Here is a 24,009-nt window from a genome sequence, read left to right on the forward strand (position 1 = left end):
GCCCTCCCCCACCCCCACAAGGGAGCGCAGCGAGATTCGGCGCGACAGAAACGCAAGACATCCACGCACTCAATTCGTCCCGTCCCGCAGCTTGAACCGCTGGATCTTTCCCGTCGCCGTCTTCGGCAGCGAGTCCACCACGTCGATCCAGCGCGGATATTTCCACGGGCCGATTTTCTGCTTGACGTGGTCCTTGAGCATCTCCTGCAGGCCCGTCGTCGTCGCGCCGGGGCGCAGCACGACAAAGGCCTTCGGCTTCAGCAGTCCCTCCGGATCGGCTTCGGGCACGACGGCAGCTTCCAGCACGGCGGGATGCGTGATCAGCGCGCTCTCGACCTCGAAGGGCGAGACCCAGATGCCGGAGACCTTGAACATGTCGTCGGCGCGACCGCAGAAGGTGTAGCGGCCCTCGGCATCCCTGACATATTTGTCGCCGGTGCGGGTCCACGGTCCTTCGAACGTGCGGCGGCTCTTGTGGCGCTGGTTCCAGTAGCCCTCGCCGGCGGAGGGCGCATCGACCAGGAGCTCGCCGACTTCGCCGTCGGCAACATCCTGTCCGGCTTCGTTGACCAGCCGCACCGCATAGCCCGGCACCGGCTTGCCGGAGCAGCCGTATTTGATGTCGCCGGGCGCATTCGAGAGGAAGATGTGCAACAGCTCGGTCGAGCCGACGCCGTCGAGAATGTCGACGCTGAAGCGCGCCTTCCAGCTGTTGCCGACGGATTCCGGCAGCGCCTCGCCGGCGGAGGTGCAGATGCGCAAATTCTTGCCGCCACGCTCGCTCTTCATGCTCTCGTCGTTGAGCATCGCCGCGAACAAGGTCGGCACGCCGTAGAAGATCGAGGGGTTGTAGCGGTTCATCAGGTCGAACATGCGGGCGGGCGTCGGGCGCTCGCTGTTGAGCACGACGGTGGCGCCGACCGACATCGGAAAGGTCAACGCATTGCCGAGACCATAGGCGAAGAACAGCTTTGCCGCGGAAAGGCAGACGTCGCTCTCGCGAATGCCGAGCACCTGCTTGGCGTAGGTGTCCGCAGTGGCCTGGAGATTCGAATGGATATGCCGCACCCCCTTGGGCATGCCCGTCGACCCTGACGAATAGAGCCAGAACGCCGGCTCATCCGGATGTGTCGCAGCGGTCGTGAACCGGTCGCTCTCTTCCGCAATCTCCTCGGCGAGCTGCTTGTGACCGTTCTGCTTGGCGCCGGAGACCACGACATGCTCGAGATCCGGCATGCGGCCGACGACGTCCTTGATCACGGGATAGAGCGCTTCCGAGACGAACAGCACGCGCGCACGGCAATCGGCGAGGATGTAGGCGTATTGATCCGATGTCAGCAGCGTGTTGAGCGGCACCGGCACGATGCCGGCGCGGATCGCGCCCAGGAACACAATCGGGAAGTCGACAGTATCCAGCATGATCATGGCCACGCGCTCTTCGCGGCGAACACCGAGCCGGCGCAGCATGTTGGCGGCGCACCGCGTTTCGCGCTGGAGCTCGCCATAGGTGAGCCGTGAGACGGTGTCGTCGAAGGCGAGCTTGTTGCCGCGTCCCTCCTCGACGTTTCGGTCGAGCAGCCAGGTCACCGCGTTATAGGATCCCTCGCTCACGGACTTCTCCCCTGAATTTAGAATTATAATTCATAGAAAGACACCGCATTGGCTTGCTGTCAATGCCAGCAGGCACTATGTTTCATTAATACGCGCCGCAGGACCTCCTTAAAAGAAGACATCCGCTCAAGCAGGCCCATGATCCGTAGTCCATGACCGACAGTCCCGACGCCGAATCCCGATTTCTCGAACAGCTCGGCCAGCGCGTGCGCACCACGCGCGCGCTGCGCGGCATGTCGCGCAAGGTGCTCGCCAAGGTATCAGGAATATCGGAGCGCTACATCGCGCAGCTCGAAAGCGGCAAGGGCAATGTCTCCATCGTGCTGCTGCGCCGCGTCTCCGACGCGATGGGCGCGCATCTCGAGGACCTGCTTCCCTCGGTCGATCCGACCCCGGACTGGCAGATGTTTCGCGATCTCCTGCGCAAGGCGACGCCAAGTCAGATCGCGCAAGCCAAGGATTTGCTCGCGGGCGGCAGCGCGTCGGCGCCACGGCGCGCACCGTTCTGCGGCATCGCGCTGATCGGCCTGCGCGGCGCCGGCAAATCCACGCTCGGCCGGATGCTGGCGAAGAAGGTCGGCTGGAGTTTTGTCGAGCTCAACAAGGAGGTCGAGCAGCAGAACGGGCTCTCGGTCGCCGAGATCATCGCGCTCTACGGCCAGGAAGGCTTTCGCCGCATGGAGCAGGCGGCACTGCAGCAGCTGCTCGCGCGCAACGAGCTGATGGTGCTGGCGACCGGCGGCGGCATCGTCTCGGAGCCCCTGACGTTCGACCAGATCCTGTCGTCGTTCTACACGATCTGGTTGAAGGCCGAGCCCGAGGAGCACATGGCCCGCGTCCGCCGCCAGGGCGATCTGCGTCCGATGGCCGACGACCGCTCCGCCATGGCGGAGCTGCGCAACATCCTCTTGAGCCGCGAGCCGCTATATGCGCGCGCGACGGCGGTGGTGGACACGGCAGGACTGTCCGTCGATGCCGCCGCGGCGCGCCTGGTTGATGCGGTGCGGCCGGTGCTGCAGAACGAAGCACGCAGCTTCGGGCTGCGCAGCGTGGCGCTGTAGGTCCGAACTCCCATGACCGACAGCGACGTCGCAATCTCCATGTTCGAGCGGATCGGCGGCAGCGCCACGATCGACCTGTTGGTCGATCGCTTCTACGAGCGGATGGATACGCTGCCGGAGGCGAAGATCATTCGCGCAATGCATGCGGACGACCTCGGCCTCATCAGGGATGTGCTGAAGCGCTATCTCACCGAATGGACCGGTGGCCCGAAACTGTATTCGGTCGAGAAGGGCCACCCGCGGCTGCGCCAGCGCCACATCGGCTTTGGCATCGGCGATACCGAGCGCGACGCGTGGATGCTCTGCATGCGCGGCGCGCTGGAAGAGACGGTGACGGATAGCGCTGCGCGACAGGATCTCGATCGTGCGATATCGGGCCTCGCCGACTGGATGCGCAACCGGTCGTGATTTTTGCACAGGCGCGTAGCCCGGATGAGCGAAGCGACATCCGGGTCTTCACGATGACTTTCCCGGGTATCGCTTCGCTCACCCGGGCTACAAGAGTTGCGACCGCACCGCCTCCGCGCCCTCGCGCAACAGCGGCAAAAATCGCTCGATCAACTCCTTGGCCGGCACCCGGTCAACATGAGCGCCCATGTTGATGGCGGCGACGATGACATCGTCATAACGACGCACCGGGACCGAGATCGAGCGGAAATGCGGCTCGGCCTCGCGGTCCACCAGCGAATAGTTTTGGGTGCGGTCGGCGGCGATGCGTGCGAGCAGCGCCTTTGCGTCGGTCACCGTCTGCGGCGTCAGCGCCTCGCGCTTCATCGCTTTCAGGCGCGCAGCAAGCTCGGCATCATCGAGCTGCCCGAGCATGGCGCGCCCGACCGAGGTGCAGAACGCCGGAAGCCGATAGCCGATCTCCAATCCGCCTGAGAACATCCGCGTCGGACTGCTGCGTGCGACGAACACGACCTCATCGCCGTCGAGTACCGCGAGCGAGGAGATTTCGTTGGCCGCTGTCGCAACGCGGTCGAGCACCGGCTGCAGGACCGTGACGAGCTGGCTGGAGCGCAGATACGACGCCGCCAGCGTCAGCACATGCGGCGTCAGCGAGAACAGTTTTCCGTCGCCGCTGACGAAGCCGCCGCGCTGGAGCGTGAACAGCATGCGCCGCGCGGTGGCGCGTGGAAGCTCAGCGGCACGGGCGAGATCGCTGAGTGTCAGCGGTCCAGCCGTGGTGCCGAAGCATTGCAACAGGCGCAGCCCGCGATCGAGGCTCTCGACGAAATCCGTCGCGCGTTCGTCGCTCTCGCTTCGCTTCAGCTTGGGCATGGGTGTCGGGATCCTGCAAAATAGTGCTTGCTGCCAGACCAAGGCATGTCATAATTCGCCCATTCGTTCAATAGGCGAACAAACGCCACTCCACAAAGGATGCACTCGCCATGATGAGCCAGGAGCAGAACGACCTGATCACCCGCACCGGTCCAAAGGACCCCTGCGGGAAGCTGATGCGAAGCTACTGGCAGCCGGCGGCGCTGGTGGACGAGCTCGACGGCGATCGTCCGATCCGCCCCGTCAGATTGCTCGGCGAAAATCTGGTGCTATTCCGCGACGAGACCGGACGCTACGGGCTGATCGATCGGCACTGCGCGCATCGCGGCGCCGATCTCGCGTTCGGACGGCTCGAGCATGGCGGCCTGCGCTGCGCCTTCCATGGCTGGCTGTTCGACGCCACCGGGCAATGCATTGAAACCCCGGCGGAGCCGAAGGACTCAAAGCTCTGCCAGAACATTCGTCAGCGCTCTTATCCCGTGGTGGAGAAGAGCGGCATCCTCTGGGCTTATCTCGGCGAGGGTGAGCCGCCGGCCTTTCCGGAGCTCGACTGCTTCGTCGCGCCCGGCACGCACACCTTCGCGTTCAAGGGGCACATGGCCTGCAACTGGCTGCAGGCGCTCGAAGTCGGCATCGATCCCGCGCACGCCTCCTACCTGCATCGCTTCTTCGAGGACGAGGACACGTCCACGGCCTACGGCAAGCAGTTCCGCGGCGCATCGGCAGGCTCCGACCTGCCGATGACGAAGATCTTGCGCGAGTACGACCGTCCGATCATCAATGTCGAGCACACCGAATACGGCCTGCGGCTGATCGCGCTGCGCGAGATCGACGAGGAGCGCACCCATGTGCGCGTCACCAACCAGCTCTTCCCGCACGGTTTCGTCATCCCCATGAGCACGGAGATGACGATCACGCAGTGGCACGTGCCGGTCGACGACGAGAACTGCTACTGGTACGCGATCTTCACGAGCTACGCGAACCCCGTGGACAAGAAGATGATGCGCGACCAGCGGCTCGAGCTCTATGAGCTGCCGGATTACAAATCTCGCAAGAACAGGACCAACGATTACGGTTTCGATCCGCACGAGCAGCAGACGGCGACCTATACCGGCATGGGCACCGACATCAACGTCCACGACCAGTGGGCGGTGGAATCGATGGGCGCGATCCAGGACCGCACCAGGGAGCACCTCGGCACGAGCGACAAGGCGATCGTGCAATACCGCCGCTTGCTGCGGCAGGAGATCGAGAAGGTCGCAGGCGGCGAGAAGCCGATGCTGCATCTCGACGAGGCCACCGCACGTTCGATCCAGGGCCCGGCGACCATGGACGGCATCGGGCCGACACGAGGCTGGGAGATCTACTGGATGGAAGTCGACGTCAAGCGCCGCCGCAGCGCGCCGTGGACGGCGCCGGTGCCGAAGGAGATCGCGGACAACGTGCATCGGCTGACGGCGGCGGAGTAGCACGGAATGCAGGTCCCTCCTTCGTCATTGCGAGCGAAGCGAAGCAATCCAGACTGTTTCCGCGGAGAGTTTCTGGATTGCTTCGCTGCGCTCGCAATGACGGAATCTGTTGCGGCAGTGTCGCGCCTAACGACCAAGGAGCAACCAAAGTGACTTTCGTCGCGCGTCATGCGCTGTGGTCGGATGAGCAGAACGACGCGGCGACACGCATGCGCCGCATCGTGGAGGAGAAGAACCTCGAGGTCATCCGCCTCGCCTTCCCGGACCAGCACGGCATTTTGCGCGGCAAGACCATCGTCGCGGCCGAGGCGATCGCTTCGCTGGAGAGCGGCTGCTCCATCACCACCACCATGCTCGCCAAGGACACCTCGCACCGCACGGTGTTTCCGGTGTTCACGTCGGGCGGCGGCTTCGGCATGAAGGAGATGGAGGGCGCGGCCGACGTGCTGATGATCGCCGATCCCTCCACGTTTCGCGTTTTGCCGTGGGCACCGACCACGGGCTGGGTTCTCTGCGACCTCTATTTCAACGACGGCCGCCCCGTTCCGTTCGCGACGCGCGGGCTCTATCGCAAGGTGCTCGACGAGCTCGCAAGCCGCGGCCACGATTTCGTGGCGGGCCTCGAGGTCGAATTCCACATCTTCAAGCTCGATGATCCGCATATGCGGCCCGAGGACGCTGGCCAGCCCGGCACGCCGCCCTCGGTGAGCCTGCTCAGCCACGGCTATCAATATCTCACCGAGCAGCGCTTCGATCAGATGGAGCCGGTGCTGGAGATCTTGCGGCGTGACATCGTCGCGCTCGGATTGCCGTTGCGCTCGGTCGAGGTCGAATTCGGGCCGAGCCAGTGCGAGTTCACCTTCGCGCCGAAGAAGGGGCTGGAGCCCGCCGACAACATGGTGCTGTTTCGCTCCGCCGTGAAGCAGATCGCGCACCGCCACGGCTATCACGCCACCTTCATGTGCCGACCGAAGCTGCCGAACCTGTTCGCGAGCGGCTGGCATCTGCACCAATCGGTGGTCTCACGCGCGAGCGGCGAGAACCAGTTCATGGCCCAGGAAACGACCAAAGACGGCGGCGAGCCGCTCAGCGCGTTCGGCCGCGCCTGGCTTGCGGGCCTGCTCGACCACGCCCGCGCGTCGACCGTGTTCACCACCCCGACCATCAATGGCTACAAGCGCTACCGCTCCTATTCGCTGGCGCCGGACCGCGCAATCTGGGGCCGCGACAATCGCGGCGTGATGATCCGCGTGCTCGGAGCGGCCGGCGATGCCGCCACGCGCCTGGAAAACCGCATCGGCGAGCCCGCCGCCAATCCCTATCTCTACATGGCCTCGCAGATCCTCTCAGGGCTGGACGGCGTCGATCGCAAGCTCGATCCCGGCCCGTCGGCCGACACACCCTACGAAACCAAGGCGCCGCTCTTGCCGAAGTCGTTGCGCGATGCGGTCAGCGCGCTGAAGGACGATCCGTTCTTCCGCGAAAAGCTCGGGCCTGAGTTCGTCGATTATTACACCCACATCAAGAATGCCGAGATCGACCGCTTCCTGTCCGAGGTGACCGACTGGGAGCACCGCGAATATTTCGAGGTGTTTTGACCTGCTCCCTCTGACCTCCTCCCTTGCAGGTGGAGGCGCAGCGGCTCAATGCTCACACCCCCGTGAGGTGACTTCGTCCCACCTGTTCCGGCGACATCAGGTCGCGGTCCGACGAAACCATTTTCGTCACGTGCCGAAAACCGCCGGAAAAACACCGGGGTTAACCTTTGTCGAGTGATCAACAAAGGAGTTCGGTCATGTTGGGTCAATTGTTCAGCCTGATCTATCGCCTGTCCTGCCGGACCACTCTGATCGAAATCGGCGCGCATCGGCTGGCGCGCTGATGGGGCAGTCAGCCGCCAAGAGGTAAGCCGGATTGACCAGATAATGGGGATTTCCATGCGAAAGCTGATCCTGATCGCAGCGCTCTCGCTGTTCGCAACACAAGCCCATGCCGGCGGTCCGCGCAGTCTGAGCCTTGCAGCGACCAGTGCAAACCAACCGGCGGCCGAGCAACGGGCCTCGCCGACAGCCGCACCGCAGACGACGCAAGCCCCGGCGGCAACGCAGCCGGCGAATGTCCAGACGGCAATCACCAGCCCGGCTTCAGCCGCGGCCACCGCGCCGACGCAACCCTCGGCCACACCGGTGACCAGCACGACCGAGACGACCAAGCCGAAGCGCCGCCAGCCGTCCACGGAGGCGCGCGTGATCCGCGAACTGCATCGGCATGGGATTTACTGGTGATTGCCAATGTCGTCCTGGCGAAAGCCAGGACGCATTACCCCGGGGAAGGGGTTTGGCGAAGATTCTTCCTCCGGTACTGATACCGTCCACAATGGACAGACCTCGCGGTATGGGTCCTGGCGTTCGCCAGGACGACACCGGGTGAGCGGCCACGCGTACCGTCCCTCACCTCGCCGCCGCCTCAAATCCCCAGGTATTTGTGCTGCAGATCCGGCTCGGCCATCAGTTCGTCGGAGGTGCCACTCCACACCGTCTTGCCGCGCTCGATGATGGTGTGGCGGTCGCAGATGCGGGCCAGGTGGTCGACGTTCTTGTCGACGACCAGGATCGACTGTCCCCGGCTCTTGAGCAGCGACAGGCAGCTCCAGATCTCTTCGCGGATCAGCGGCGCCAGGCCTTCGGTGGCTTCATCCAGGATGAGGAGCTTCGGGTTGGTCATCAGCGCGCGGCCAATTGCGAGCATCTGCTGCTCGCCGCCGGAGAGCTGGTTGCCCATGTTGGAGGCGCGCTCGGCCAGGCGCGGAAACATCACGTAGATCGCCGCCAGCGTCCAGGGATTGCTGCTGTCGAAACGATCGGCGGCGGCCGCGACCAGGTTTTCGCGCACGGTGAGGTTCGGGAAAATCTGCCGCCCCTCGGGGACGAGGCCGACACCGAGTTGCGCGATCCTGTAGGACGGCTGCGTCCGCACTTCCGAACCCGCAAAGCGGATGCTGCCTGCGCGCGCCGGCGTCAGGCCCATGATGGAGCGGATGGTCGTGGTCTTGCCCATGCCGTTGCGGCCCATCAGCGAGACCATCTCGCCTGATTTGACCGACAGCGACAGGCCGAACAGCACCTGGGACAGGCCATAGCAGGTCTCGATGCCGTCGACCTCGAGCAGCGTGTCACCCATCCCTTTTTCAGCCATGGTGCGTCACCACATGCGCCTCGCCGAGATAGGCGCGCTTGACGTCCTCGTTCGCCCTGATCGCGGCCGGATCGCCGGAGGCGATGACGCGGCCATAGACCAGCACCGAGATACGGTCGGCCAGCGCAAACACCGCCGGCATGTCGTGCTCGACCAGCACGATCGAGACCTCTTTCCGCAGTTCCTGGAGCAGCTGCACCATGCGCTGGGACTCGGTGACGCCGAGGCCGGCCATCGGCTCGTCGAGCAGCAAAAGTTTCGGCTTGCTTGCCAGCGCCACGGCCAGCTCGATCTGGCGACGCTCGCCATGACTGAGCCTGGACACCAGGACATCGGCACGATGGGCGAGACCGACGCGGTCGAGCGCGGCATGCGCGGCATCGCGCAGGCCCTTCTCCTTGCGTGCATCGGCGAAGAAGCGAAACGAGGTGCCGGCATGCGCTTGCGCCGCGAGCGCAACATTGTCGGCGGCGGTGAAATCGAGCAGCAGCGAAGTGATCTGGAACGAACGTGCCAGGCCCAACGCGCAGCGGCGATAGGCCGGCAGATAGGTGATGTCGCGCCCCGCCAGCGAGACGCTGCCGGAATGCGGCTCCAGATGCCCGGTGAGCTGGCTGATCAGCGTGGTCTTGCCGGCGCCGTTCGGGCCGATGATGGCGTGCAGCTCACCCGCCGCGACGTCGAGCGAGACGTTGTCGGTCGCAATGATGCCGCCGAAGCGGCGCACCAGCTTGTCAACGCGGAGCAGCGGCTCAGCCACGTTGGAGCCTCCCGAGCAGGCCCATGATGCCGCCGCGGCCGAACAGCACGATCAGCAGCAGCATCGGGCCCATGATCAGCGCCCAGTATTCGGTGAGCTGCGACAAGAACTCTTCCAGCAGCAAATACACCACGGCGCCGATGACCGGACCGAACAGCGTGCCCATGCCCCCGAGGATCACCATCACCATGAGGTCGCCGGAACGCGTCCAGTACATCGCGGCCGGGCTGACGAAATCGGTGTTGTTGGCGAGCAGCGCGCCGGCAAGGCCGCACATCATGCCCGAGATGACGAAGCAGACCAGCTGGTAGCGTTTCGAGGGAAAGCCGATCGCCTGCATGCGCTGCTCGTTGGAGCGCAGGCCCTGCAGGACGAGGCCGAAGCGCGAATTGGCGATGCGCCAGATCAGGAAGACCACGCCCAATAGGCAGGCGAGGCAGAGATAATAGAACTGCGTGCGGTTCGACAGATTGATCAGCCCGGAGAAGTCGCTGCGCTTGTAGACGGTGAGGCCGTCATCGCCGCCATAACGCGCCAGCCCCGAGGCGACGTAATAGGCCATCTGCGCGAAGGCGAGCGTGATCATGATGAAGTAAACGCCACGCGTGCGAAGCGAGAGCGCGCCGATCACCAGCGCGTAAGTCGCGGACGCCGCGAGCGCGACCGGAAACTGGATGAAGCCGCTTCCCACGCCTTCCTGCGCCAGCATGCCGACCGCGTAACCGCCGATGCCGAGATAGGCGGCGTGGCCAAAGCTCATCATGCCGCCAAAACCCATGATGAGGTTGAGGCTCGCGGCCGCCAGCGCCAGAATGACGATGCGCGTGAACAGCGTCAGGATGAAGATGTTGCCGGAGAGTTGCGAATACAGCGGCAGCAGCACGAGGCCCGCCAGCATCAGGGCCGTGACGGCCTTACTCACAGTGAAAGCCTTCATCGGCGGTTGGCCGGAAACAGCCCCTCCGGACGCACCACCAGCACGATCGCCATCAGCAGATAGATCAGCATGGACGACAACGCGGGCGCGGCGGTGGAGGCCGCGGCGCCGCTCAGCACCTGCCGCAACAAATTGGGCAGGAAAGCGCGGCCGAGCGTGTCGATCATGCCGACAAAGATCGCGGCCAGGAACGCGCCGCGGATCGAACCGATACCGCCGATCACGATGATAACGAAGGCCAGAATCAGGATGTTCTCGCCCATGCCGATCTGCACGGTGAGGATCGGCGCCTGCATCAAGCCGGCAAGGCCGGCGAGCGCGGCACCGAGGCCGAACACCAGGGTGTAGAGCAGCTTGATGTTGATGCCGAGCGCACCGATCATCTCGCGGTTGGAGGCGCCGGCCCGGATCAGCATGCCGATGCGGGTGCGCATCACGCCGAGATAGAGCAGCAGCGCAACCAGCAGCGCCACGACGATGATGGCGAGGCGATAAGCGGGATAGTGAATGCCCGGCAGGATCGGCACCGGCACGGTGAGCCAGGCCGGCAGCGGCAGCGCAAGCCCGGCCGGCCCCCAGATCAGCCGCACGGCTTCATTGAAGAACAGGATCAGGCCGAAGGTCGCGAGCACATGGTCGAGATGGTCGCGTCCATAGAGATGCCGCAGCGCGGTCATCTCGAGCACAATGCCGAGCACGAGCGTCGCGCCGAGCGCCAGCAGCGCGCCGAGCAGGAAGCTGCCGGTCCAGGCTGCGAAGGTCGCGGCGAAATAGGCGCCCATCATGTAGAGCGAGCCGTGCGCGAGGTTGACGAGATCCATGATCCCGAACACCAGCGTCAGGCCGGCGGCGAGCAGGAACAGCAGCAGGCCAAACTGCAATCCGTTCAAGAACTGTTCGACGACGAGCAGCATCAAAACTCTTTCAGGCGCACGCAGGTTCGCGCCGATGTTCGAACACGGTCGCCATCAGTGAAAGAGCTCCCCCTGCCTCTACAAGGCGGAAAAATGGGTAATGGCAGTATCGTTCCGAGGCAAGAGCGATTCGACACCCAACATGCACTTTGTTGCATGCCGATGCATCCGATCGGTCCTGGCCCCTGCAATCGGCCTTGCAAGAAGACTGCCGCGCAGGATGGGTCAACCTGACGCACCCAAAACGGATCACCCTCCCTCCGTTGCCGGAGAGAGGGTGTGAATTCGTCGCAACGTGTAGATGGAGCCGCCTAGTGCGACGTCATCTGCCGGGGAAGGTCATCCGGCTCGGCAAGCACGCTATTGGCCGTCGAGGCCTCCAGCGCCGCCATCCGGAACAGATAGGCGAGCGTCGCCAATCCGGTGTCTTCCGCCATCTGCGCGAGTTCGAGCGCCATGTCGGACATGTAGCCGAGATTTTCGTCCTTGATCTGCGCCATGATCTGGCTGTCCCGCATCATGTTCGACATCTCAGGCGCTCTTTCGTTGCGCGGCAGCGAGGCCGCAGAGGTTGGCACGGGCGACGGCGTCCAGACGCGGGCCGTCCTGTTGCACGATAGAAGGCACACCGATGCGATCATGCAGGGCATCGAGCGTCTCGCGACGAATGTCGATCGTCGCCGCCATGGTCCACGCATTCTCCACCAGAGCCGGTAGGCCGAGCGGGGTCACGACGAAGCCGGCCTCATGAAAGCGCGGCAACCACCAGGTTTCCATGATCGCGCTGACCTGCGCGATCCCCTGACCGAGGCAGAACTCCTGCACCGCCGCCATCAGTTGCAGGTTGAGCGCGCCGTCGCGGCGATCGCGCACGACGAAGTAGCGCGACCATTCCCAGACCAGCGGATCCGAAGGACAGCCGCGAACCGATGCCAGATGCGGAAAGACTTCGCTCATCATCGAAGGCTTGGTGGTCGGGTAGAGCCGGTGACCGCCGATAACACGGCGTCCCTCCAGCGCAAGCAGATAGACTGTGTCCTCGTCGTCATAAGCATCGATCTCGCGACAATCCGGCCTGCGCAGCGTCTCCCAGCGCCGCTCTTCGACGAAGATGTCGTGCCGCAGCCGGAAATGCTGATCGAGTACATCTTCGTAAAGGTGGCGATTTACTGCAGAAATGGCGTGAATCATGAAAGCCCCCATTCGTCCTCAATGGAGGGCACCCTCTGCGAAAAGAGAATGGTTCGATATTGGGAAATTTCCCAGTACGTCGCTTAGGGATTGATGATCTTGTTGCGAATCGCCAGTGCAACCGCATGCGTACGGTTCACGGCTCCGAGCTTGCGCCCGGCGGTCGCGAGATGCTCTTCGGCGGTACGCTGCGTGATGTGCAGTATCTCGCCGATTTCCCAGGCCGATTTGCCCTGTGAGGCCCAGGAGATCACCTCGCGCTCGCGCGGAGTGAGGCGCGTCGAGGGATACGGCGCCGGATCGAGCAGACGGCGAATGTGGTCGAAGCCATACATCGCCATCAGGTGCAATGCCGGCTTGCTGCGGGCGTTGAGATCGAGATGGATGCCGCCGAGCGACACGGCGGCTTCATAGCCGGTGAGCCCGTGGATCGGCACGATGAAGCCGCGCGACATGCGGAAATCGCCGGCGCGGTTCATGACCTCCGCCGCGCCCGGATCGAGTTCGGCATCATAGGGCGCTTCCGACCACTCGAATGGGTTGACCGATTGTCGGCACATCCGCACCACGGGGTCGACGCGGTCGTAGTTGTTCTGGGTGTAGAGGCTGAACCATTCCGCGGGCCAGCGCTTGGCGAGCACCATCTGTGCGAACCGCTGGTCGGGATTCGGCAACCCTGTCACGATGATGGTTTCAAAGCCGAAGCGCCCGAAGGCCCCTTCGAGCGCATTCATAGCGTCCGGAACCCTCCGATAGGCCCCTAGCCCCTCAATGAAGTCGAGCGCTTCCCGGCCATAATCCACGGCGGACATCGGTGCGTTTCCTGACCCTCGCTGTGCGATATAGCACGTCTTTGGGCACTGCCTCAATTCACGGTTTCCGTAGTTTCCCGGTATCCCATTGACCAAGAAGGTTTAATCTACTTGTGGAAGAAGCGACGTCAAGATACACCTACAATGTCTGAAGCGGGGAAACCACGATGGAAGACGAGGACATCGCCCTCAACAGCGTGCTCGGCCTGGAACTCAACCGCGTATTTTTCGCGGTCCGCGAAACGGCAAACAAGCAGAAGATCATCGAGTTCGCGCGCGGGGTGCTGCAAAGCGAGCGCAGCAAGCCAGCAGAGAGCGCCTCGCCGGACGGACCGGCGAGCTAGCACGCAATCGCTGTGAGCGCACGAACGGTCCGTTCGGTGCCATGCCTTCCTCTGAACCGAACAACCGAACGCGAATGTTTCCTTCCTTCTCCCCTTGTGGGAGAAGTGGCATAGGCGGCCTTCGGCCGCCGTTCTTAAAACAAAACGCCGATGCTTCGCATCGGCTATGGCGCCGGATGAGGGGTTGTTTCCACGCGTTCAAATGCGCGAGGCTCGCGCGGGAGAGAACCCCTCACCCGTCTCGCTCTATCGCTGTGATCCACCCTCTCCCACAAAGGGGAGAGGGAAAGGCAGCGCCGCCCACGATTATCTTTTGGATGCCTAGGAAATGATGACGCTGCGCCAGGTTGAAGTGATCCGTGCCGTGATGGTGACGGGCACGATCGGCGGCGCGGCGAAGCTGCTGAACGTTTCGGCGCCGGGCATCAGCCGCCTCGTCAAATACACCGAGCGCTCGCTCGGCATCCGCTTCTTCCAGCGCCAGAACGGACGCTATTTCCCCACCCCGGAAGCCGAGAACATCTTCGAGCAGATCAACGGCGTCTACAAGAAGGTCGACGACCTTTCCGAGATCATCTCCAAGATCGGACGCGGCGGATTGTCGGAATTGCGCATCGGCTCGGTGCCGAGCATTTCGCAAGTCATGGTGCCGCGCGCGATCGAGCGGGTCCGGCGGCGCTATCCGGATCTCGGCATCGACATCAACATCCTCAAGCTCGAGGAAGCCATCGACTACCTCATGCTCGGCCGCGGCGAGTGCGTGGCGATGAGCTACCGCCTGGAGCATTCCGGGCTCGACTTCATGCCGCTCGCCTCAGGCGAGCTCTACTGCATCGTGCCGCCGGGCCACGAGCTCGCCGGCCGCAAGCAGGTCTCCGCCGCCGAGATCACGCGCTATCCGCTGATCGGCATTGATCCCAACGATCCCTACGGGCGGATCATGGCCGAGATCTTCGCGCGCCACCGCCTCGCATACAACATCACCATCCGCGCCCGCTTCGGCACCACGGTCTGCGCGCTGGTGAAGGCGGGGCTCGGCATCGCCGTCATCGACCAGTTCACGGTGGCCCATGGCGGCTATCCCGGCATCGAGCTGATCAAGATCACCGAGCCAACGCGATTCGAGACCTATATCGCGGTGAAGCGCGGCGCGCCGCTGTCGCTTCATGTCGAGTATTTCATCGAGTCCCTGCGCGCGGAGATGCGCGCAGTCGAGCCGTCGCAGGGCAAAGGCAGGGCCGCGGCGGCACGGGGGCGGAAGAGATAACATTATGTTAGGTTTGCAGGACAAAAGGGTAATTGTGTTAGGCCGAGGAAAGACTATCGTTCCTAGGGGAAGCCCCTTGGAACTGGGCGGATTTCCCCGCTAATGGCCGGGACCGAACGCTCCCAACGAGACGATAGCGAACCATGTCAAAGCGCGGACCCGCCGCATCCAAAAAGCTCCTGACCGGCCTGATCGGCGCACCCATCGCGCATTCCGCCTCCCCTGCCATGCATGAGCGCGCCGCGGAGGGGCTTGGCCTGCGCGGACATTATCAGCTCATCGAAGTGGCCGGCGCCGATACGGCCGGGCTCCGGCTGATGCTGGAAGGCGTGCGGCGGCTCGGCTTTGCCGGCGTCAACGTCACCTTTCCCTACAAGGAGGCAGTGGTCCCGCTGCTCGATGAACTGGCACCGGGTGCGGCCGCCATGGGGGCGGTCAACACCGTCGTCGTCAGGAACGGCCGGCTAACCGGCCACAACACCGACACGACGGGCTTTGCGCGCGCCGTCGCGCCGCTGCTGGCGCCGTCCGGCAACGCGGTGGCCGTGATCGGCACCGGCGGCGTCGGCAAGGCGATCGCCTTTGCGCTGGCGAGCCTTGACGTGACCGACATCCGCATCTTCGACAGCGAGCCGGCACGCGCCGAAAAACTCGCCGCGCTGCTCGTCAAGCAGGGGGGCGCCAGGGTCGCCGCAAGCGTCGAGGATGCGCTCGACGGCGCAACCGGCCTCGTCAACGGCACGCCGGTCGGCATGCTGCCGAACCGGGAAACGCCGGTCGCGCCGACGCTGCTGCGTCAAAACCTGTGGGTCGCCGACGCCGTCTATTCGCCGCTGATCACGCCGCTGCTGGCGGCTTCCCAAGCCAAGGGCGCGCGGATCATGACCGGCCGGGAGCTTGCAATCTACCAGGCCGCCGACGCTTTCGAACTGTTCACGGGTCTTGCCCCATCGACCGAGATCATGGGAGAGGCATTCGACGAGGTGATGGCGGCACGAAGCTCGGCCTATCACGCAGCGTAACCGAAGCGGCCGGACACAAGGCCGCGCACAACATCAACGAAAAATGGGAGGAGAGACCATGAAATCGACCATTCTGGCCGGCGCCCTGCTTGCCTTCGCGACTGCAACCAGCGTCCACGCCCAGGCGATCAAGCTCGCCGACGTCGCCGAGTTGTCCGGCGGCGGCGCCACCGTCGGCACCAACTGGAAAAACGGCATCGACCTCGCGATCGAGGAGATCAACGCCAAGGGCGGCGTGCTCGGCCGCAAGCTCGAAGTCACTCATGCGGATTCGCAATCCAACCCCGGCGTCGCGCGCGCGCAGGTGCAAAAGGCGCTCGACGCCGAGCCCTATGTGCTGCTCGGACCCGGCTATTCCGGCTCGGTGAAGGTGACCGCGCCGTTGGCGGCCGAAGCCGGCATCGCGCAGATCATGGGCGGCGAAGCCGCCGAGCTGACGCAAGGCGGAAACAAATTCCTGTTCCGCACCTCGTTCGGCCAGCAATCGTCGATGCCGAAGGTCGCCAAATACATTCACGACGACATGAAGGCGAAGTCGGTCGCCGTGGTCTGGGTCAACAACGATTTTGGCCGCGGCGGTCGCGATGTCGTCGTCAAGGAGCTCGACCGGCTCGGCTCCAAGGTGGTCGCCGATCTCTCGACCGAAGCAGGTCAGGCCGATTTCGCCGCCGACGTCGGCAAGATCAAGGCCGCCAATCCCGATGCCGTGTTCGTCTATTTGAACGAGGAAGAGAGCGCACGTATCCTCAAGGAGCTGAAACGTCAGGGCGTCACCGCGCCGCTGATGGGCGAGACCACGCTGATCGGGCAGAAGGTGATCGAGCTCGCGGGCGATGCCGCCAACGGCGCGCGCGGCCACGTCGGCCTCACCACAGATGCGCCGGTCGACCTGATCAAGGCGTTTCGCGACAAGTTCGCGAAGAAGTACAATTACGTGCCCGACCATAACGGGCTGAAAGGCTATCTCGCGGTCTACATGGTGAAGGCCACCACCGACAAGATGGGGAAGGTGGATTCGAAGGCGTTCGCCGACACCCTGCACGGCCTGACCATTAAGGCCGCGGACGAGCCGGGCATCCTGATGGACGTCACCTTCAGCGACACCGGCGACATCGACCGCCAGAGCTTTCTGGTGGAAGTGGTCGAAGGCAAGCAAGTGGTGAAGCAGGTGCTGCCGAAGGTGAAGTGAGGTCTTTGCCTCTCGCCGCGCCTGTCCGCCGAAGGTTTAGCGAAGGCGGATGCGGAGCGAGATCTTTCGTCTCCCTCTCCCCGCCCTTCGCGGGGAGAGGGAGAAAAGGAAGAGCGGGGAGAGCGAGAAGACAGAGCGCGAGCGCCGAGAGGGGAAAATGTCCAATCTGTTCGATCTTCTGGTCGCGGGACTTGCCACCGGCGCGATCTATGCGCTGGTCGCGGTCGGCTTCACGCTGCTGTGGCAGACTTCGCAGACCATCAATTTCGCGCAGGGCGAGTTCGTGATGCTGCCGGCGTTCCTGATGCTGGCGGCGATGCATGCCGGCGCGCCGTTCTGGCTCGCGATCATCCTCGGCATCCTGCTCTCGATGCTCCTGCTCGGCCTCGCCTTCAAGATGCTACTGGTCGATCCGATGCTACGCCACGGCGTGCTGCCGCTCGCGATCGCGACCATGGCGCTCGCGATCGGCCTCAAGGAGGCCGTCAAGCAGTTCTTCAGCGCCGAAGCCTCACCCTTCCCCTCGATCGTGCCGACCGGCGATATCTCCATCCTCGGCCATGCCGTCTCGCTGCAAAGCATCGGCGTTCTCCTCCTCGCCATCCTTGCCGTCTTCGGCTTGACTGCGCTTCTCGACCGCACCTCGCTCGGCCACCAGATGCAGGCGGCGGCGCAGAACCCGACGGTGGCGCGCATCATCGGCGTCCCTGTCGAGCGCATGATTCTCCTGACCTTCCTGATCAACGCGTTCCTGGTCGCGCTCGCCTCGCTGTTGATCACGCCGATCTACCTCGCGAAATTCACGTCCGGCGAGGTACTGGGCCAGGCTGCCTTCATCGCCGCGATCATCGGCGGCTTCAACCAGGTGCGAGGCGCGATCGCAGGCGGCCTCCTGATCGGCGTGCTCGACAATCTCGCAGCCGCCTATGTCTCGACGCAGTATCGCGCCGCCGTGCCGATGATCTTCCTGATCGCCGTCATCCTGTTCCGGCCGCAGGGCCTGCTCGGCCGCGCCGAGGAGCGCACCGTATGAGCGGCTTCGCCAAACCTCTCAAGATCGCGTTCGGCCTCATCGTCATCGCTGCGCTGATCGCAGTCCCCATGAACTTCAACCGCTATGGCCTGTTCATCCTGAGCCAATGGGCGGTGATGGCCATCGCCGCGATGGGCCTCAACCTCACGCTTGGCTATGCGGGCCAGGTCTCGCTGGCGCAGGGCGCCTTCGTCGGCATCGGCGCTTACGCGGCAGCGATCATGACCACGCATGGCTGGCCGCTGCCGGCGGCGATCGTCGTCGCGATCGGCCTGAGCTTCGCGGTCGGCTGGGTGCTCGGCTATCCGGCGCTGCGGGTGCAGCACCACTACCTCGCCTTCGTCACGCTCGCCTTCTCCACGCTGGCCTTCCTGGTGTTTCGCAACGAGAGCTGGCTCACCGGCGGCATCTACGGCATCTCCAACATTCCGCGGCCGCACATCTTCGGCATCGCGACCAACAAGCCGCTGCCGTTCTACTATGTCTGTCTCGGCTCGCTCGCGATCGTGTCGCTTGCAGTGTGGTGGCTGATCCGCTCGCCCTGGGGCCGCGCCTTCATGGCGTTGCGTGAAAACCCGCTGCGGGCGCAGTCCCTGGGCGTCGACACGCGCCGCTATACGCTGATGGCATTCGCGATCGGCTCGGCGCTCGGCGGCGTCGCTGGCGCGCTCTATGCGCCGCTGACGCAATATATCGATCCCGTGCCGTTCAACCTGTCGCTCTCGCTCGACCTCCTGATGATGGTGATCGTCGGCGGCGCCGGCTTCTTCCTGGGTCCGTTCCTCGGCGCGATGATCGCGGTGCTGCTGCCGGAATGGCTGCGCTTCACCGAGGGATATTATCTGATGCTGTACGCGATCGCGGTGATGGGGCTGCTGATCTGGTCGCCGACCGGCATTTTGGGAATCCTCGACCGCTATCTCGCCGAGCGCCGAACCAAGGCGGCCTCGGCCCAGCGCGCCGTCGCAAAGTCCCGGCTGGAGACAGTGCAATGAGCGCGGTCCTCGAAGTCTCCGACATCAAGAAGAATTTTGGCGGCATCAGCGCCGTCGGCGGCGTCTCTTTCGACGTCCGCGAGGGCGAGATCCTCGGCCTGATCGGACCGAACGGCTGCGGCAAGTCGACCCTGTTCAACTGCATCCTCGGCCAGCTCACGCCGAGCGGCGGCGAGGTCAAGCTCGACGGCAAGGTCGTGACGGGCCTGCGACCCGCCGAGCTCAACAAGCTCGGGGTCAGCCGCACCTTCCAGCTCCTGCAGGTGTTCCCAAAACTCTCGGTGCGCGAGAACCTGATCCTCGCAGGACAGGAGCACCAGGGCAGCATGGCCTCGCGGCTGGTCGGCCGCTCCGATGCCGGCCTGACGGAGGCCGCCAACCAGATGATCGGCTTTTTCAAGCTCGATCATCTTGCCGACGAGCCGGCCGGCGGTTTGTCCTATGGCCAGCAAAAACTACTCGACGCCGCCATGGCCTTCATGGGCGGACCGCGGCTGGTGCTGCTCGACGAGCCCGCCGGCGGCGTCAACCCGTCGATGCTGGCGGACCTGAAGGAGCGGCTAGTCGCGATCAACCGCGAGAAGAACGCCACCTTCGTCGTGATCGAGCACAACATGGAATTCGTGATGTCGCTGTGCTCGCGCGTGATGGTGATGGCGGAAGGCAAAGTGCTGGCAATGGGACGACCCGACGAGGTCCGAAAGAACCCCGCCGTGATCGAAGCCTATCTCGGACATTAGGAGAGCGACCATGAGCGATCCGATCCTCTTGGTTCACAATCTCGTCGGCGGCTACGGCAAGATGACGATCCTGAACGGCACCACCTTCGCCGTGCCGCAGGCCACCATCACCACCATCATCGGCCCGAACGGCGCCGGCAAGTCCACCGTGTTCAAGGCGATCTTCGGCCTGCTCAAGCTGCGCGAGGGCAAAATCAGCTTCGCCGGCCGCGACGTCACCAATCTGAGCCAGCGCGCGCTGCTCAATGCCGGCATCTGCTACGTGCCGCAGGGCCGCAACATCTTTCCCGAGCTGTCGGTGCGCCACAACATCGAGCTCGGCGGCGTTTCCGCCGGCAAGGGCATCGACCTGCAGAGCCGGATCGAGGCCGCGCTCGACCTGTTCCCGGCGCTGCGGCGGAAATCGACGCAGCAGGCCTCCACGCTATCTGGCGGCGAGCAGAAGCAGCTCGAAATCGCCCGCTCGCTGCTGCTCGAGCCGAAGCTCGTGCTGATCGACGAGCCGTCGATCGGCCTGTCGCCGCTGATGGTGCAGCAGACTTTCGACATCCTGAAATCCCTGCGCGACCGCGGCGTCACCATTCTGATGATCGAGCAGAACGCACGCTCGGCGCTGGAGATTTCCGACATCGGCATCGTGCTCGAGCTCGGCCAGACCCGCATGGTCGACGGTGCGAAGCGCATTTTGAATGATCCCCGCATCGGACAATTGTTCCTTGGCGGCGCCATGGAGGACAACGCAGCATGACCAAACGCTCGATCGCAACGGTCTCTCTCTCCGGCGCCCTTGACGAAAAGCTCCGCGCCATCGCATCCGCCGGATTCGACGCGGTCGAGATTTTCGAGAACGATCTGCTGTCGTTCGGCTCAGGCCCGCGCGACATCGCAAAGCTCTGCGGGGACCTCAATCTCGAGATTTGCGCGTTTCAGCCGTTCCGCGATTTCGAGGGCATGCCGGAGCCGCAGCGTTCGCGCAACTTTGCCCGCGCCGAACGCAAGTTCGACCTGATGCAGGAGCTCGGCACCGATCTGCTGCTGATCTGCTCCAACGTGTCGCCGGCCGCGCTCGGCGGCATCGACCGCGCCGCAGACGATTTTCGCAAGCTTGGCGAGCACGCCGCCAAGCGGTCCTTGCGCGTCGGCTACGAGGCATTGGCCTGGGGACGCCACGTCAACGATTACCGCGACGCCTGGGAGATCGTGCGGCGCGCCGACCATCCCGCGATCGGCGTGATCCTCGACAGCTTTCACGCACTGGCCCCCGGCTTTCCAGTCCGCGCGATGGCCTCGATCCCCGGCGACAAGATCTTCCTGGTCCAGCTTGCGGACGCGCCGAAGCTCGAGCTCGACATCTTGTCGTGGAGCCGGCACTTCCGCTCCTTCCCCGGCCAGGGCGACCTGCCGGTCGGCGAGTTCATGGCGGCGATCGCGGCGACGGGCTATGCCGGGCCGCTGTCGCTGGAGATCTTCAACGACCAATTCCGCGCCGGCTCGGCCATACAGACCGCGGTCGACGGCCTGCGTTCGCTGATCCTGCTGGAGGACCAGCTTGCACCGGCTTGGCCAAAGCTCGTCAGCGAACCCTTGGCGCCCAAGCCCAAAAGTGGAGGCACGGGATTCATCGAGTTTGCCGTCAACGAGACCAAGGCCGGCGAACTGGCCCGCCTGCTCGCGCAACTCGGTTTTCGCAAGACCGGCAAGCATCGCAGCAAGGCGGTGGAGCGATGGTCGCAAGGCAAGGTCGAGCTCGTCGTCAACTCCGAGACCGACGGCTTTGCGCATTCGCACTACGTGACGCATGGCCCCGGCGTCTGCGCCATCGCGCTCGACGTCGACAATGCCGGCCTCGTCATGCAGCGCGCCGAGACACTGAAGGCGCGCACCTTCTACCAGCCGGTCGGGCCGGGCGAGCTCGAGATTCCCGCAATTCACGGCGTCGGCGGCAGCCTGCTGTATTTTCTCGACCAAGCCGGCAAGAACTGGAACACGGATTTCGAACCGGTCCCGAGCGACGCCGGCGCGGACGCGCTGCTAGCTGTCGATCACATCGCGCAGTCGATGCCCTACGACGAGATGCTGTCCTGGCTGCTGTTCTACACCGGCATCCTCGATCTCGAGCGGCTGCCGCAGATGGAGATCGCCGATCCCAGAGGCCTCGTGCAAAGCCAGGCCGTCATCAACGGCGACCAGAGCCTGCGCTTCGTGCTCAACGGCTCATCCGCCAACCGCACGCTGCCGGCCCGTTTCATCTCGGAGTTTTTCGGCTCGGGCGTGCAGCACGTTGCATTCTCCTGCCGCGACATCTTTGCGGCGGTCGCGGAAATGCGCAAGCGGGGCGCGGATTTTTTGGATATCCCGGACAATTACTACGATGACATCGAAGCCAAATACGACCTCGCACCCGAGCTGATGGCGCAGCTGCGCGCCAACCATATTCTCTACGACCGCGAAGGCGACGGGGAGTTCTTCCAAGTCTACACCCACATCTTCGATGAGCGTTTCTTCTTCGAGATCGTGGAGCGGCGGGATTATCAGGGGTTTGGTGCAGCCAATGCCGGGATCAGGCTTGCCGCGCAGTCACGCGAAGTGCGGCCTGTGAGCATGCCGCGGGTGTAGTGGCCGTCATTGCGAGGAGCCCTTGCGACGAAGCAATCCAGAATCCCTCCGTGGAAAGATTCTGGATTGCTTCGCTACGCTCGCAATGAAGAGAGAGAGAGCTGAGAACCCCTCTCCCCGTAAGGACGGGGAGAGGGAGAAGCAATCAGCTCACTTCATCGCGCATTTGTCGTGGAAACGATCCTGGTCGTTTTCGACGATGGTCGCGACCGTCTTCAGCGAGAGTTGGCCCTCGCCGTCCTTGACCACGTCCTGGAGATAGAAGCTCTGCACCGGGATGTGGTTCTTGCCGTACTTGAAGGGACCGCGCAGCGACTTGAAGTTGGCCTTCTCCATCTCGGCCTTCATCGCGTCCTTCTTGCTGGTGTCGCCCTTCACCGCGACCACCGCGCTGTTGATGAGCTGGGCCGCGTCGTAGGCTTGCGCGCCGTAATAGGTGGGACGCAGGCCGGTGTATTTCTTGCGATAGTCGGCGACGAAGCGCTTGTTCTGCTCGTTGGGCAGATCATTCACCCATTCCTGCGCGCCGGGAACGCCGAGCGCATTCTCCTTCTGCAGCGGCAGCGACAGCTCGTCGACGGTGAAAGCCGTGTAGAGCGGCATCGTGCTCTTCAGCCCGGCCTGCGCATATTGATTGAGGAACTGCACGCCGGCTGCACCCGGATAGAACACGAAGATCGACTCGGCCCCCGAGGCGCGCGCCTTGGACAGCTCGGCGGAGAAGTCGAGCTGGCTCGGCCAGACCGTGTATTCCTCGCCCTTGACCTCTCCCTTGAACGTGCTCTTCACGCCCGCGAGCATGTCCTTGCCGGCGGCATAGTTCGGGCCGATCAGGAACACGCTCTTGACGCCCTTCTGGTTCATGTAGAGGCCCATGGCAGCCGGAGTCTGGTCGTTCTGCCAGGAGGTCGAGAACACGTAGGGCGAACAAAGATCGCCGGCGAGTTGCGACGGGCCGGCATTGGCCGAGATCAGGAAAGTCTGCGAGTCCACCGCGGTCTTCAGCGAGGCCAGCAGCACGTTGGACCAGATATAGCCGACGATGAAGTCGACCTTGTCGGACTGCACCAGCTTCTCGGTCTTCTGCTTGCCGACGTCGGGCTTCTGTCCGTCGTCCTCGTAGATCACCTCGACCGGCTTGCCGTCCATCTTGCGGCCGAGATGATCGAGCGCGAGCTCGAACGAGTTGCGCATGTCATTGCCGATCACGGCGGTCGGGCCGCTGAAGGTCGAAACGAAACCGATCTTGATGGTGTCGCCGGCGGATGCCGGGCCTGCCAGCACCAGCGCCGCTGCGCCCGCCAGCCAGAATGCCGTCCTCATAACCACTCCCCTCCATATTATTATGCCCGGAAGCGGGGTGATTGCCGCCCCGGGTCATCTCTATTGAACGCAAAATCTCTCGCGCCGCCAATGGCTCGGCGCCCGCCCCTGCACCATATTTCGCCCCGATCGGCGATAGCAAGAAATATAATTCTACTCACTTCGGCGGAGCATGCGGCGCTTTTTCGCGGGATAGCGATACACTCGATACCCTTAGCCTATGCGTCCATTGATGACGGCTATTGGACC

The 24,009-nt window shown here is 63.9% G+C and carries 24 protein-coding genes; 14 read left to right on the forward strand and 10 right to left on the reverse strand.

Annotated features, from left to right (window positions below; all coding sequences use genetic code 11):
- Nucleotides 1–69: 69 nt before the first annotated feature.
- On the reverse strand, nucleotides 70–1,611 hold the full coding sequence (locus tag AC0L3K_RS33435; protein ID WP_354200154.1) for a benzoate-CoA ligase family protein: 1,542 nt from the start codon (nucleotides 1,609–1,611) through the stop codon (nucleotides 70–72).
- Between the two features lie 152 nt (nucleotides 1,612–1,763).
- Between AC0L3K_RS33435 and AC0L3K_RS33440 the strand changes: the two genes are divergently transcribed.
- Both AC0L3K_RS33440 and AC0L3K_RS33445 read left to right on the forward strand, forming a co-directional pair.
- Complete coding sequence (locus AC0L3K_RS33440) at nucleotides 1,764–2,672, forward strand: helix-turn-helix transcriptional regulator (protein WP_007597907.1); 909 nt, start codon at nucleotides 1,764–1,766, stop codon at nucleotides 2,670–2,672.
- A gap of 12 nt (nucleotides 2,673–2,684) precedes the next feature.
- A complete protein-coding gene (locus tag AC0L3K_RS33445) occupies nucleotides 2,685–3,080 on the forward strand; it encodes a group II truncated hemoglobin (RefSeq protein WP_219679028.1) in 396 nt (131 codons plus the stop codon).
- A gap of 87 nt (nucleotides 3,081–3,167) precedes the next feature.
- On the opposite strand, the gene AC0L3K_RS33450 is transcribed toward AC0L3K_RS33445, so the two are convergent.
- Nucleotides 3,168–3,953: an IclR family transcriptional regulator domain-containing protein gene (locus AC0L3K_RS33450; protein WP_354200155.1), complete on the reverse strand. Its 786-nt coding sequence runs from the start codon at nucleotides 3,951–3,953 to the stop codon at nucleotides 3,168–3,170.
- 110 nt (nucleotides 3,954–4,063) lie between these two features.
- Between AC0L3K_RS33450 and AC0L3K_RS33455 the strand changes: the two genes are divergently transcribed.
- From AC0L3K_RS33455 to AC0L3K_RS33465, 3 genes are all read left to right on the forward strand, one after another.
- Entirely contained in the window at nucleotides 4,064–5,422 is a 1,359-nt protein-coding gene (locus tag AC0L3K_RS33455) for an aromatic ring-hydroxylating dioxygenase subunit alpha (protein ID WP_354200156.1), read from the forward strand.
- 149 nt (nucleotides 5,423–5,571) lie between these two features.
- Entirely contained in the window at nucleotides 5,572–7,020 is a 1,449-nt protein-coding gene (locus AC0L3K_RS33460) for a glutamine synthetase family protein (protein WP_473367615.1), read from the forward strand.
- A 339-nt stretch (nucleotides 7,021–7,359) separates the two neighbouring features.
- Complete coding sequence (locus AC0L3K_RS33465) at nucleotides 7,360–7,707, forward strand: hypothetical protein (RefSeq protein ID WP_473367616.1); 348 nt, start codon at nucleotides 7,360–7,362, stop codon at nucleotides 7,705–7,707.
- Between the two features lie 181 nt (nucleotides 7,708–7,888).
- On the opposite strand, the gene AC0L3K_RS33470 is transcribed toward AC0L3K_RS33465, so the two are convergent.
- The 7 genes from AC0L3K_RS33470 to AC0L3K_RS33500 form a co-directional block, all read right to left on the reverse strand.
- A complete protein-coding gene (locus AC0L3K_RS33470; protein WP_354127024.1) occupies nucleotides 7,889–8,617 on the reverse strand; it encodes an ABC transporter ATP-binding protein in 729 nt (242 codons plus the stop codon).
- Nucleotides 8,610–9,377, reverse strand: a complete 768-nt coding sequence (locus AC0L3K_RS33475) for an ABC transporter ATP-binding protein (protein WP_354127025.1) — start codon at nucleotides 9,375–9,377, stop codon at nucleotides 8,610–8,612. The genes AC0L3K_RS33470 and AC0L3K_RS33475 overlap by 8 nt, the downstream gene beginning before the upstream one ends.
- Nucleotides 9,370–10,314, reverse strand: coding sequence for a branched-chain amino acid ABC transporter permease (locus AC0L3K_RS33480; RefSeq protein WP_354127026.1), 945 nt, complete (start codon nucleotides 10,312–10,314; stop codon nucleotides 9,370–9,372). Before AC0L3K_RS33480 ends, AC0L3K_RS33475 begins: the two co-directional genes overlap by 8 nt.
- A complete protein-coding gene (locus tag AC0L3K_RS33485; protein WP_007615745.1) occupies nucleotides 10,311–11,228 on the reverse strand; it encodes a branched-chain amino acid ABC transporter permease in 918 nt (305 codons plus the stop codon). Before AC0L3K_RS33485 ends, AC0L3K_RS33480 begins: the two co-directional genes overlap by 4 nt.
- 311 nt (nucleotides 11,229–11,539) lie before the next feature.
- A complete protein-coding gene (locus AC0L3K_RS33490; RefSeq protein ID WP_027514447.1) occupies nucleotides 11,540–11,758 on the reverse strand; it encodes a hypothetical protein in 219 nt (72 codons plus the stop codon).
- Nucleotide 11,759: 1 nt separating this feature from the next.
- On the reverse strand, nucleotides 11,760–12,419 hold the full coding sequence (locus AC0L3K_RS33495) for an acyl-homoserine-lactone synthase (protein ID WP_354200159.1): 660 nt from the start codon (nucleotides 12,417–12,419) through the stop codon (nucleotides 11,760–11,762).
- An 83-nt stretch (nucleotides 12,420–12,502) separates the two neighbouring features.
- Nucleotides 12,503–13,231: a helix-turn-helix transcriptional regulator gene (locus AC0L3K_RS33500; protein WP_007597931.1), complete on the reverse strand. Its 729-nt coding sequence runs from the start codon at nucleotides 13,229–13,231 to the stop codon at nucleotides 12,503–12,505.
- Between the two features lie 167 nt (nucleotides 13,232–13,398).
- Between AC0L3K_RS33500 and AC0L3K_RS33505 the strand changes: the two genes are divergently transcribed.
- The 9 genes from AC0L3K_RS33505 (at nucleotide 13,399) to AC0L3K_RS33545 (ending at nucleotide 22,437) form a co-directional block, all read left to right on the forward strand.
- Nucleotides 13,399–13,575 (forward strand): hypothetical protein, encoded by a 177-nt coding sequence (locus AC0L3K_RS33505; RefSeq protein ID WP_007597932.1) that lies wholly within the window; start codon nucleotides 13,399–13,401, stop codon nucleotides 13,573–13,575.
- A 328-nt stretch (nucleotides 13,576–13,903) separates the two neighbouring features.
- Nucleotides 13,904–14,842: a LysR family transcriptional regulator gene (locus tag AC0L3K_RS33510; RefSeq protein WP_219679008.1), complete on the forward strand. Its 939-nt coding sequence runs from the start codon at nucleotides 13,904–13,906 to the stop codon at nucleotides 14,840–14,842.
- Between the two features lie 143 nt (nucleotides 14,843–14,985).
- A complete protein-coding gene (locus tag AC0L3K_RS33515) occupies nucleotides 14,986–15,864 on the forward strand; it encodes a shikimate dehydrogenase (RefSeq protein ID WP_354162211.1) in 879 nt (292 codons plus the stop codon).
- 58 nt (nucleotides 15,865–15,922) lie between these two features.
- Nucleotides 15,923–17,053 carry an ABC transporter substrate-binding protein gene (locus tag AC0L3K_RS33520; RefSeq protein WP_007597937.1) on the forward strand — a complete coding sequence of 377 codons (1,131 nt, stop codon included), beginning with the start codon at nucleotides 15,923–15,925 and terminating at the stop codon, nucleotides 17,051–17,053.
- A gap of 157 nt (nucleotides 17,054–17,210) precedes the next feature.
- Entirely contained in the window at nucleotides 17,211–18,086 is an 876-nt protein-coding gene (locus AC0L3K_RS33525; protein WP_354127029.1) for a branched-chain amino acid ABC transporter permease, read from the forward strand.
- Nucleotides 18,083–19,081, forward strand: a complete 999-nt coding sequence (locus tag AC0L3K_RS33530; protein ID WP_354127030.1) for a branched-chain amino acid ABC transporter permease — start codon at nucleotides 18,083–18,085, stop codon at nucleotides 19,079–19,081. The genes AC0L3K_RS33525 and AC0L3K_RS33530 overlap by 4 nt, the downstream gene beginning before the upstream one ends.
- Nucleotides 19,078–19,821 (forward strand): ABC transporter ATP-binding protein, encoded by a 744-nt coding sequence (locus AC0L3K_RS33535; RefSeq protein ID WP_219678996.1) that lies wholly within the window; start codon nucleotides 19,078–19,080, stop codon nucleotides 19,819–19,821. The genes AC0L3K_RS33530 and AC0L3K_RS33535 overlap by 4 nt, the downstream gene beginning before the upstream one ends.
- Nucleotides 19,822–19,831: 10 nt before the next feature.
- Nucleotides 19,832–20,569, forward strand: a complete 738-nt coding sequence (locus AC0L3K_RS33540; RefSeq protein WP_007597945.1) for an ABC transporter ATP-binding protein — start codon at nucleotides 19,832–19,834, stop codon at nucleotides 20,567–20,569.
- A complete protein-coding gene (locus AC0L3K_RS33545) occupies nucleotides 20,566–22,437 on the forward strand; it encodes a bifunctional sugar phosphate isomerase/epimerase/4-hydroxyphenylpyruvate dioxygenase family protein (protein WP_473367617.1) in 1,872 nt (623 codons plus the stop codon). Before AC0L3K_RS33540 ends, AC0L3K_RS33545 begins: the two co-directional genes overlap by 4 nt.
- 150 nt (nucleotides 22,438–22,587) lie before the next feature.
- Here AC0L3K_RS33545 and AC0L3K_RS33550 read toward each other — a convergent pair whose 3' ends face one another.
- Nucleotides 22,588–23,760 (reverse strand): ABC transporter substrate-binding protein, encoded by a 1,173-nt coding sequence (locus AC0L3K_RS33550; protein ID WP_007597947.1) that lies wholly within the window; start codon nucleotides 23,758–23,760, stop codon nucleotides 22,588–22,590.
- Nucleotides 23,761–24,009 lie beyond the last annotated feature (249 nt).

This window comes from Bradyrhizobium sp. MI1.10 (assembly GCF_055811035.1).

What these genes read in the sequence shown, in the direction of transcription:
- AC0L3K_RS33440 (WP_007597907.1), top strand. Translation starts at nt 1,764, where the DNA reads ATGACCGACAGTCCCGACGCCGAATCCCGATTTCTCGAACAGCTCGGC.
- AC0L3K_RS33445 (WP_219679028.1), top strand. Translation starts at nt 2,685, where the DNA reads ATGACCGACAGCGACGTCGCAATCTCCATGTTCGAGCGGATCGGCGGC.
- AC0L3K_RS33450 (WP_354200155.1), bottom strand. Translation starts at nt 3,953, where the DNA reads ATGCCCAAGCTGAAGCGAAGCGAGAGCGACGAACGCGCGACGGATTTC.
- AC0L3K_RS33455 (WP_354200156.1), top strand. Translation starts at nt 4,064, where the DNA reads ATGATGAGCCAGGAGCAGAACGACCTGATCACCCGCACCGGTCCAAAG.
- AC0L3K_RS33465 (WP_473367616.1), top strand. Translation starts at nt 7,360, where the DNA reads ATGCGAAAGCTGATCCTGATCGCAGCGCTCTCGCTGTTCGCAACACAA.
- AC0L3K_RS33470 (WP_354127024.1), bottom strand. Translation starts at nt 8,617, where the DNA reads ATGGCTGAAAAAGGGATGGGTGACACGCTGCTCGAGGTCGACGGCATC.
- AC0L3K_RS33480 (WP_354127026.1), bottom strand. Translation starts at nt 10,314, where the DNA reads ATGAAGGCTTTCACTGTGAGTAAGGCCGTCACGGCCCTGATGCTGGCG.
- AC0L3K_RS33485 (WP_007615745.1), bottom strand. Translation starts at nt 11,228, where the DNA reads ATGCTGCTCGTCGTCGAACAGTTCTTGAACGGATTGCAGTTTGGCCTG.
- AC0L3K_RS33490 (WP_027514447.1), bottom strand. Translation starts at nt 11,758, where the DNA reads ATGTCGAACATGATGCGGGACAGCCAGATCATGGCGCAGATCAAGGAC.
- AC0L3K_RS33495 (WP_354200159.1), bottom strand. Translation starts at nt 12,419, where the DNA reads ATGATTCACGCCATTTCTGCAGTAAATCGCCACCTTTACGAAGATGTA.
- AC0L3K_RS33500 (WP_007597931.1), bottom strand. Translation starts at nt 13,231, where the DNA reads ATGTCCGCCGTGGATTATGGCCGGGAAGCGCTCGACTTCATTGAGGGG.
- AC0L3K_RS33505 (WP_007597932.1), top strand. Translation starts at nt 13,399, where the DNA reads ATGGAAGACGAGGACATCGCCCTCAACAGCGTGCTCGGCCTGGAACTC.
- AC0L3K_RS33510 (WP_219679008.1), top strand. Translation starts at nt 13,904, where the DNA reads ATGATGACGCTGCGCCAGGTTGAAGTGATCCGTGCCGTGATGGTGACG.
- AC0L3K_RS33515 (WP_354162211.1), top strand. Translation starts at nt 14,986, where the DNA reads ATGTCAAAGCGCGGACCCGCCGCATCCAAAAAGCTCCTGACCGGCCTG.
- AC0L3K_RS33520 (WP_007597937.1), top strand. Translation starts at nt 15,923, where the DNA reads ATGAAATCGACCATTCTGGCCGGCGCCCTGCTTGCCTTCGCGACTGCA.
- AC0L3K_RS33525 (WP_354127029.1), top strand. Translation starts at nt 17,211, where the DNA reads ATGTCCAATCTGTTCGATCTTCTGGTCGCGGGACTTGCCACCGGCGCG.
- AC0L3K_RS33530 (WP_354127030.1), top strand. Translation starts at nt 18,083, where the DNA reads ATGAGCGGCTTCGCCAAACCTCTCAAGATCGCGTTCGGCCTCATCGTC.
- AC0L3K_RS33535 (WP_219678996.1), top strand. Translation starts at nt 19,078, where the DNA reads ATGAGCGCGGTCCTCGAAGTCTCCGACATCAAGAAGAATTTTGGCGGC.
- AC0L3K_RS33540 (WP_007597945.1), top strand. Translation starts at nt 19,832, where the DNA reads ATGAGCGATCCGATCCTCTTGGTTCACAATCTCGTCGGCGGCTACGGC.
- AC0L3K_RS33545 (WP_473367617.1), top strand. Translation starts at nt 20,566, where the DNA reads ATGACCAAACGCTCGATCGCAACGGTCTCTCTCTCCGGCGCCCTTGAC.
- AC0L3K_RS33550 (WP_007597947.1), bottom strand. Translation starts at nt 23,760, where the DNA reads ATGAGGACGGCATTCTGGCTGGCGGGCGCAGCGGCGCTGGTGCTGGCA.